At 53.0% G+C, this 2,357-nt stretch carries 1 protein-coding gene; it reads right to left on the reverse strand.

Annotated elements, in window-relative coordinates; all coding sequences use genetic code 11:
* The coding region (locus tag V7266_RS30000) for a PKD domain-containing protein (protein WP_335472911.1) at positions 1–2,183 on the reverse strand (2,183 nt) is incomplete at its 3' end.
* Positions 2,184–2,357: the final 174 nt, after the last annotated feature.

The raw sequence follows: 2,357 nt of genomic DNA on the forward strand, positions 1-2,357 counted from the left end.
GATGTGTTCAGATTGCAGTCATCATCCTTGCCGTTTCCGCGTTTTTCCGCCGCACCCGGGTTCACGCCAGGATCCTTAGGACGGCAATCCGCATTGTTTATCCATCCGTCGCCGTCATCATCCGGCATGAGGACAGATACCGGCCAGCTTACTGCTTCGTAGCTTTCGTTTGCGGAATCCGTCACGATCGCTTCCACAATATGCTTTCCGACCTTATCATCGGAAGGCGTATACGCATAAGCACTTCCGGAGCCCGCATGCACTCGGTCCACATACCAATCGACTTGGACGGCATCGCCTTCCGGATCCCCCGCTTCAATCGCGAAGTTCTTCGTTTCGCCCGTAATCACTTCTGTTTCCGCCCTATCCGGCACCATATTGGTAATCATCGGACCTTTGTCGCTGTTCTCGATGAATACAGTCGCGTAACCGATGTTGGACCATCCGTCCGCATTTGTGACCTTCAAGCCTGCTAGCTTATTGGCATTCAAATCGTATTTATAGGTGGGCTTCGGTCCCGTCGCGTCATCGAACGCGCCGTCGCCGTCCAAATCCCATTCATAGCTGACAATGCCGCTCGGGCTTGCCGATGCCGAGCCGTCAAAAGAAATCACACTTCCCTCTTGCCCCGCATACGGGCCGCCCGCATTAACAATCGGGGCTTTATCATGCACATTCGGCATCGCGGTCAAATAGCTGATCCAATCCTCCTCCATGTTCACCGCCAGTTCCCCGAAGGCTGCGCTCAACGCGTCATTCGTGCTGCGCAACGCATCAAGCTGATTCAGCATGGCTACCTTGCTGAATGAACCGCTTTGCGCAAGGAACTCCTTCTTCATGTCATCGATTTGGACATCTGTATAGCCTAAGTTCTTCAGATTGCGCACAAGTTCCGGCGAAAGCCCTTGAGATGCGGCTTCATTGCGGAATGTCTGCAGGTCCGCCACCGTTTGATCGAGCGGACGCGGATCGGCCTCTACCACCTGCTTCGCAATCGCAATAGACGTGTTGGTGCGCCTGATCTGTTCCTTCAGTTGAGCCGCATACTGCTTCACAGCCCGCGCATGGATCAACGCCCAATCGCCGTCCTTCGCAATCGCGCTTCCTTGATACTTTTCAATCGATGTCAAGAACGCCTGCAAGAGCGGCCCCTCATTCCCAAGCTCATTGCCGATGCCGACAGCGGCGATAGTTTCCGGATCGTTGCTTTCCGTCGTTATCACATCACGCGTATCCAGCGGCGTGAGCTTCTGGAAATTCGGATTCGGCGGATCGGCCGCAATCCCTTTATAGTGGGAGGCTGTCGCCAAGATCTGCTTCAGCACGAGCTGCTTTGGATTCACGCCGGTCGCCCATTCCACTCCCTTTGTCAGCCCTGTAAAGAATCCGTCAATTAGCGCTCCGTTCTGTACATCCCAAGAGGTGACCACACCCGGAAGAGGCTTCCCGCCTATTTTGGGACAAACCAGCGTCAAACTGAAACTTGTGCTGACAGAAATGGCCGTTTCCTTCAAGCCGCCGCACTGCCACACCTTCCCGAGCGTCCCAAGCTTCGATTGAAGTGCGAAAAAATCCCGGTATGTATCATGTAAGTCCTGCCACTCCGCCTCCGCATCGGCTGCCTTTTGCTTCGCTTTCGCGATGGCCGGATCCGCCATGATGTTCGGAATATCCGCCGGGAACACCACCTCAAAGGCATCCGGGAACACCTTATCCTCCTGCGATACTGTCCCGTCTTGGCATTCATCGTATACGACTGTATATTTTCCAGGCCCGATCTTGCCGCCCGGAGCTGTGTACCCGATCACCTCCGATATGAAAAGACCGCCATGCACCCCTTGTACCGTGTTGGGCGAACCCGACACATCCGTCAGCTTTTCACCTGGAGCGCCTTTTCCGCTCGGCACTACATAAATATCGGCATACGGCTCAACGAAGTCATCAGCTCCGCCTTCCCCGCAACCCTTCAAAAACCGAATTTGCCCGGTATGAATTCGTATTTCCTGATTCGGACCGAACGACGTAAACGTTTTTCCGTCTTCGCTCCACATCAAGAACTGATCCCCCTCAGCAAGCACCTCCGGCAAGGATGTCCCCCCCAATAGGTACATCAGCACAAACTGAAGAATGAACAACACCTTCATGACCCTGCCCAAACGCATCTTCCTCTTTCCCTTTCTCATCAGCTGCCCCCTTTAGCAATCTCCCCTGACTATCGAAAAATATCTTAATAGTCTGTCAATTACATATCAGATTGTATCATATCCGTATTCCCAGGTGGTAGGTAATTTTTCCATAAAAGCCCAGTACCAGTGTAGCTGACACACTATATAAATCTAAAAATCTATGTATCTACC

This window comes from Neobacillus drentensis, from assembly GCF_036965645.1.
GTDB classification, from domain to species: Bacteria; Bacillota; Bacilli; order Bacillales; family Cytobacillaceae; genus Neobacillus; species Neobacillus drentensis_D.